This window comes from Streptomyces sp. MnatMP-M17 (assembly GCF_900091995.1).
In the GTDB taxonomy this organism is placed as follows: Bacteria; Actinomycetota; Actinomycetes; order Streptomycetales; family Streptomycetaceae; genus Streptomyces.
Genome location: NZ_FMDK01000355.1, coordinates 1 through 6,086, shown reverse-complemented (window position 1 = coordinate 6,086; position 6,086 = coordinate 1). Strand labels below are relative to the sequence as shown.

Sequence of the window (6,086 nt, the reverse complement as noted above, 5' to 3'; positions counted from 1 at the left end):
CCCGCCAGCCGCTCCGCCCAGTGGCGGGGCACGGTCAGGCTCCGGGCCGGAATCTCCGCGCTGGTCATTCTGGTGCTGATGGCCGCAGTCGCCGTGGTGCAGGCCGACCGCGCCTCGAAGGACGCGGCGGACAAGCAGGCGGTGGAGACCGCCAAGGAACTGGCCAACCGCGCGGACGACCTGCGCGCGGACGACCCGCTGACCGCACTCCAGCTGAATCTCGCCGCCTACCGCCTGAAAGCCACTCCGGAAACCCGGTCCGGTCTCTACACCTCCTACGTCACCCGCACGCCCTCGCTGCTGAAGGGAGTCTCCAGCGCGGTACTCAACCTCGCATTCAGCCCCGACGGACACACCCTCGCGGCCACGGTGCGGCAGGGCGACGAGAAAAGCCGGAAAGCGGCGCAGCTGGCCCTCTGGGACGTTCGCTCCGGCTCCGCAACGAACAGCGGACCCACGGCCGTCGTACCGGCCGGCGCCTACGGTGAGGGCAACGCAGCCCTGGCCTACCACCCCCGTAGACCCGTCGCCGCGGTCCAGACCGCCAAACGGCTCACCGTCTGGGACGTCTCGGCCCCGGGGAATCCGAGAAAGCTCGCGGATCACCCCACGCCGACCCGTATCACCTACTCCCTGGCGTTCAGCCCCGACGGACGCACACTGGCGGCGGGAAGGGAGGACGGCAGACTCCAACTGTGGGACGTGACCGAGCCGGCGAATCCGGTGAGCCGATGGGAGAAGAAGATCGCCGAACAGGCGATCATCTCTGTGGCCTTCAACCGGGACGGCCGGTACCTGGTGACGGGAAACGGCATCCCGGACGGCCCGGAGACCACCACCAAGGAGGCCCCGCCGCCGGCCAGGGTGCGGCTGTGGGACATGACCGAACCGGCACGCCCGGTGCTACGCGGCAGCGCCGAGGCGGACTCAATCATGGCCGTCGCCTTCCATCCGCGGCGGGACCTGATCGCCGCGACCGGCGCCGACGGCCTGTACTACTGGGCGGTGGAGCGAAACGGGAGGCTCAGGGCGCTCGACCGCGGACCTACAGGCATCTCGTTCGGCCTGAACAGTCCATCACTGGCCTTCCGGCCGGACGGGCGGGAACTCGCCGCGGCCAAGCCCTCCGGCTCGGGATCGGTGGAGAGACGGGAGGTGGGCAGGACCGACGCGGACCTGACCCGGGATACAGCCGACCTGCCGGTCTATCCGTCGCCCGAGCCGGTGCAGTCGGTGGCCTGGAGCCCGGACGGCCAGATTCTCGCTGCCGGCGACTTCCGCGGTGGAGTCCGGCTGTGGCAGGACCGGACCACCGCTCCCTCGTTACCAGGCGCGGAAGTGTCGTTCAGTGACGACGGCTCGTTGCTGCTCACCAAGACGCCTACGGAGAGCTTCAAGTGGCGGGGGACTGTCTGGGACGTGACCGACCCGAGCACGCCCCGCAGTCGGTTCGCCCTGCCCGAACCGTGGGAAGTTATCGGGTTCGTACCCGGCCGGGAGAGACCGGTCCTGCTCAGCCACCAGTGGACCGAAGGCACGGACTTCAGTCTCTACCGTTTATGGGAGTTCGGCCCCGAGCCGGACTCTCCTCCGGTCCCGGGTGCCATGATCCGGTTCAACGGAACCGACTCACTCGCCGAACTCGGCCCCGACGGGAAACTGCTCGCAGTGGGCGGAACGAAGGGCAGAGCCGAGCTCTGGGACATCACCGATACCCAGCACCCGCGCAAACGGGGTGAAATACCGGTGCTTCTCAAGGCGCTTCAAGGAATTCTGTGGTGGCTGGACGAGCGGACCATCGGCGTACAGTCGGGCTTCGATCTGCGGCTGTGGGATGTGAGCACCCCGGAGAGGCCGGTCAAGGGCGCGCTGTTCGAGGATGCCGCTCTAGGGGGTGGTGCGGCCTACAACCGCTCGACTCGGATCCTGACCACCGAAGAGGCGGCGGGCAACCTGCGTCTGTGGGACATGTCGAAGATGACACACCCTGTCAAAGGCGATCGCCTTCCCGCAGCTCCAAGGGGCTACTTCGAACTGAATGATCACGAACTGGCCACCGTACTGACCAGCGGACAAGTCCTCGTCTGGGACGTGACGGATCCGGGCGACGTCCGCCCGCAGGAGGGCCTCCGACTGGAACAACGGGTCTCCGACATCACCCGCAGCCCGGACACCGAATGGCTGCTGACCAGCGAGCCGTACCACCTGTGGAAGACCCGCGACGCCGGCCGGTGGGAGACCCCGCCCTACACCACACTGCCCCCGGCCCAGGAAACCGTGTTCTTCCCCGACAAACGGCCCTACATCGCCGCCGTCATCGAAGACTCCAGCCAGATCCGGACGGAGGAACGGACCTTTCTGCTGGATCTACGCCCCGATCACCTCTACGACCGGCTGTGCCGACAAGACGTCCCCGACATCGACAGAAAGCAGTGGGACGAAATGTTCCCCCACCTTCCCCATCGCCGCTCCTGCGACTGACCAGCCTTGACACGCTACCGCGGAGCCCAGTCGTCACCGGCCCACCCCGCCTGACCTGAGGGGGCCTTCGGCCGATGGTGTACCGCCGCGTCCGTCATTGAGCGTGGGGACCTTTGTGCTATCCCTCGCCTGTACGGACACCCCGACGGGCGGGTCCACCGACAGGCCAGCGGCCCACCCGACGGACAGGCGGCAACATTCCGCGCAAGCACTGGGCGTACCTGCGTCATCGCCACGGCCGACCTGGCGCAGCACCGCGCCCAACTGGACGAAGGCGTCGGCCACGTCGCCGGCGTTGGGGAAAGCGAGGGCGGTGTCGGTGTCGGCTCGGGCGGAGATTCGGCCGTGTGCAGGTGCTCAAGGCGCAGCTGGCGGGCGTGGACGCCGTAGGCGTCGTCGAGGTGGCGGCGGATCCCGATTCGGTACAGGGCGCACCGGGCCGGGGCGTGGTCAACTACGCGCTGTTCGTCGCGACCGCCAATCCGCTCGAACACAGGCTGTTGTTCGAGAGGTTTATGTCCGAGCGGCGCACGTCGCTGCCGGACATCGACCTCGACGTGGAATCCGCGCGCTGTCTGGACGCCGCAGACGGTCGACCGGGTCGCGAAGTCGTTCCTCCACATCCGCGCCGGTGACATCCGAGCCGGCCTCGCCGAGTTGCCCGAGCTGCGGCACCTTGCCGCTGAGGCAACCTGGTTCGGGCCGCTGTGGGAGCCCGCAGAGGGCCTGGACGCGCTACCGCGCGGGTTCGCCATGCACCCGTGCGGAGTGATCCTCTCCAATGCCGACCTGCTGGACCAGCTGTCGGTGCAGCCCGCCCCGGGCGGTGCGTATCCGACCTTCCAGGCCGATAAACACGACATCGAGGACTTGGGCCTGCTGAAGCTGGACGTACTGGGCGTACGGATGCAGTCCGCCATGGCGCACGCCGTCGCCGAGATCACCACCGGCCGACACATCGACCTCGACAGCCCCGACCACGTCGACCTCGGCGACGCGGCGACCTTCGAGTTGATCTACGAGCAGGCTCGGCGATATCACCCCGCTCGCCCAGACCCTGCCACCCGACGCTGATTTTGACGTCACGGGTGGATCGCTGGCGAACCGTACTGTGCCCTGGGTCGAGCGGCTCGTTGTCAGACCACCTTCTTAAGCTAATGCGTACACATATTCGAAATGGGGTGTGTTCTGACTCCCGAGCAGGTTCAGCGGATGTGCTGTGACATCCTGGCCGAGGGCCCCGGCATCGCGGACGCGGCCCCCTGGTCCGCCCGCGTCGGCCTTGAGCTGACCTTCAGTACCGGTGCCCGCATGTGGCTCGCCATCGCCACCGCCAGCGCGGATGCCGCTTCCGTGCCCGCAGACGTGCCAGCCCCGCCTCCACTGCTGCCGAAGCTGATCCGCCAGGACCGGATGATCCCGCTTCTCGGCGCCGAGGTCTACCTCGCGTCTGTACTTCAGGGCGCGGGGGACCCGCAGATCCGCAATGCCTACGCATACAGCGCCCGTGCCGTACGCCCCCGCAATCCGGGAATCGGTCTCCTGCTCGCCGACGGCGGAAGGGCCTACCTGCCGATCGCTCACACCGCGCGGGTCGGCCAGGGGCCGGGACGCCGTCCCTTCGAGCAGCTCCAGGAACTCCTCTGACCTGATCGCGGTCGACCCCCGCGCCACCATCTGCGCCAGACCACGCCCTGGCGCCGCCTATGCCCGCAACTACGTCACCGCCCCTACCCCTGCTACGTTGACGAAAATGACCTTCTGCCGGAGGGCTTGGGCGCACGCCTGGGTCGCGTGTCCGCAGGGCGGCAACGAGCCTGACGTGGAGCTCCGCATCCTTCTCGCGGTCGTTCCCCTTGGCCGCCCCGGAGGCCTGGCCCGGCCGCTCGCCGGAGCTGCGTAGGAGGCACCCGTGCAACGCTGGAAGCGAAGGAGACCGAGGATGGCCGTCGACGCCGTACCGCCGAACGCCGCGTCTGCGGGCCGGACGTCGATACGCACCCGGCTCGTACGGATTGCCGTCCTGCCTCTCCTTGCGGGGGCCGCGGCGGCGGGCCTGCACCACCGTCGAGACCCGCCTGTCCCGCGTCCTGCTGTTCTTCCGCTACCCCGACACCACCGGACAGTCGATCGACGAATCCCTCTACGACCTGGAACGGGCGCTCCACGCCCGCCTGTTCGGAGTGGTGGACCTCATGCCCGAAGACCAGGCCAACACGCTCGTCGACGCGCTGCGCCGCGCCGCCCAGGACAGCCCCGCACACCTCGGCGCCGAGGTGGACCGGCAGGTGTCGGTGCTGTCGGAGGACTGCAGGCGCTGGCTGGACACCCTGGCCTGAGACCGCTGGCGCCAGGACGTCACGGACCGCCTGCTCCTCCGTGCAGTGCTCTGCGCACCGTGATGCCGAACCGCCGTCGAAGCCAGCGCAGTTCCCACAGCGACAGCGCGGTCACCGACGCCGGCGGACCGAACAGGAACACCATCCGCACCACCGCCGGGGCCTCGAGGGGGGAGGGGTCAGCCACCTGGAAGGCGAACAGCGCCCACACCAGCACGGGGGAGAGCAGCGCCGGCAGGACCTCGTGAACGTCGGCCGCCCGGAACACGTAGTGCACGCACAGCACGACCGCGGTCAGCCCGTACGGAACCGCGAAGAGGACGGCGCCCAGCGCGAGCGGCAGGAAGACGATCTGCCACATGCCCAGCTGCAGGGCCAGCCTGGCCCCGGCACTGTCCTGCAGCAGACCCCACAGGACCAGGACCGCAGCGAAGAGTGCGAGGAACCCCTTGGCCGGACCGGCGAGTCTGCGCATGTAGAGGGATCTGGCGGGCGGCCGGGCCGCAGCCACGAATATCCCCAGAGCCACCGGCACGGCGATCAGCAGCACGCCGGCGCCGATGAACGTCTGGGCCGCCTGGTCCTTGGCGAAGTCCGCCGCCGACTCCCGCAGCGGGTAGGCGTACAGCAGCCAGACGGTCGCGGCGATGCCGACCGCGGTCCGCAGGACCTGGACCGTCTCCGTGGTGCCGTCGGTGACGCGGCCCGGCCGGGACGGCGTGAACGCCCGGGCGGCCAGGGCGAAGGGCAGGGCCAGGCATCCCGGCCGGGACCCACCTCTGGATGAACTGCGCACGTCTCACTCCTCCTCGGCAGGCAGCCGCAAGCCGCCGTATTGGCACATAAAACTTGATTCGATCAGGGGTTCAAGGTATACTTTACGTGTCGAGCGGTGGTGTTCGCACCCCGCCCCCCTATCCACGGGAGCCGTATGCCCGCCACCCCGCTCTTTCCGACGGTCAGGGAAATCCCCAAGGACATCAAGTGCGAACACGAGTTCCACATGCGTGTCCGCAAGTCGATGATCATCGCCTACAACCTGTTCTGGGACCACTTCGACGGACAGCTCACGGCGAACGGCATCGACACCCTCTCCACCACCGCCATGGCCGACGCGGCCCGCGATATCGGTCTGCGCCCGCCCGGCGGACCGGAGACCGAGAGCCTGATCCGCTCCCTGCTCCACCAGATCCTCAACGCCCACGACGCCAGCCGGGTCGACACCACCGGCTCCGCCATCGAGCAGGCGGTCGCCGCGGCTCGGAT

At 68.7% G+C, this 6,086-nt stretch carries 5 protein-coding genes and 1 pseudogene; 5 read left to right on the top strand and 1 reads right to left on the bottom strand.

Going from position 1 to position 6,086, the window contains the following annotated elements:
• From GA0115259_RS16550 to GA0115259_RS16535, 4 genes and pseudogenes are all read left to right on the top strand, one after another.
• The coding region (locus GA0115259_RS16550) for a WD40 repeat domain-containing protein (protein ID WP_141716594.1) at nucleotides 1-2,481 on the top strand (2,481 nt) is incomplete at its 5' end.
• A gap of 245 nt (nucleotides 2,482-2,726) precedes the next feature.
• Nucleotides 2,727-3,498: pseudogene (locus tag GA0115259_RS16545) on the top strand (DNA polymerase III subunit alpha); the annotation flags it as partial.
• A gap of 159 nt (nucleotides 3,499-3,657) precedes the next feature.
• Entirely contained in the window at nucleotides 3,658-4,128 is a 471-nt protein-coding gene (locus GA0115259_RS16540) for a hypothetical protein (protein WP_141716593.1), read from the top strand.
• A 386-nt stretch (nucleotides 4,129-4,514) separates the two neighbouring features.
• A complete protein-coding gene (locus tag GA0115259_RS16535; RefSeq protein ID WP_093597177.1) occupies nucleotides 4,515-4,820 on the top strand; it encodes a hypothetical protein in 306 nt (101 codons plus the stop codon).
• A gap of 19 nt (nucleotides 4,821-4,839) precedes the next feature.
• On the opposite strand, the gene GA0115259_RS16530 is transcribed toward GA0115259_RS16535, so the two are convergent.
• Nucleotides 4,840-5,616, bottom strand: a complete 777-nt coding sequence (locus GA0115259_RS16530; RefSeq protein WP_093597174.1) for a hypothetical protein — start codon at nucleotides 5,614-5,616, stop codon at nucleotides 4,840-4,842.
• 135 nt (nucleotides 5,617-5,751) lie between these two features.
• Between GA0115259_RS16530 and GA0115259_RS16525 the strand changes: the two genes are divergently transcribed.
• A partial coding sequence (locus GA0115259_RS16525; RefSeq protein ID WP_141716592.1) for a hypothetical protein occupies nucleotides 5,752-6,086 on the top strand: 335 nt, incomplete at its 3' end.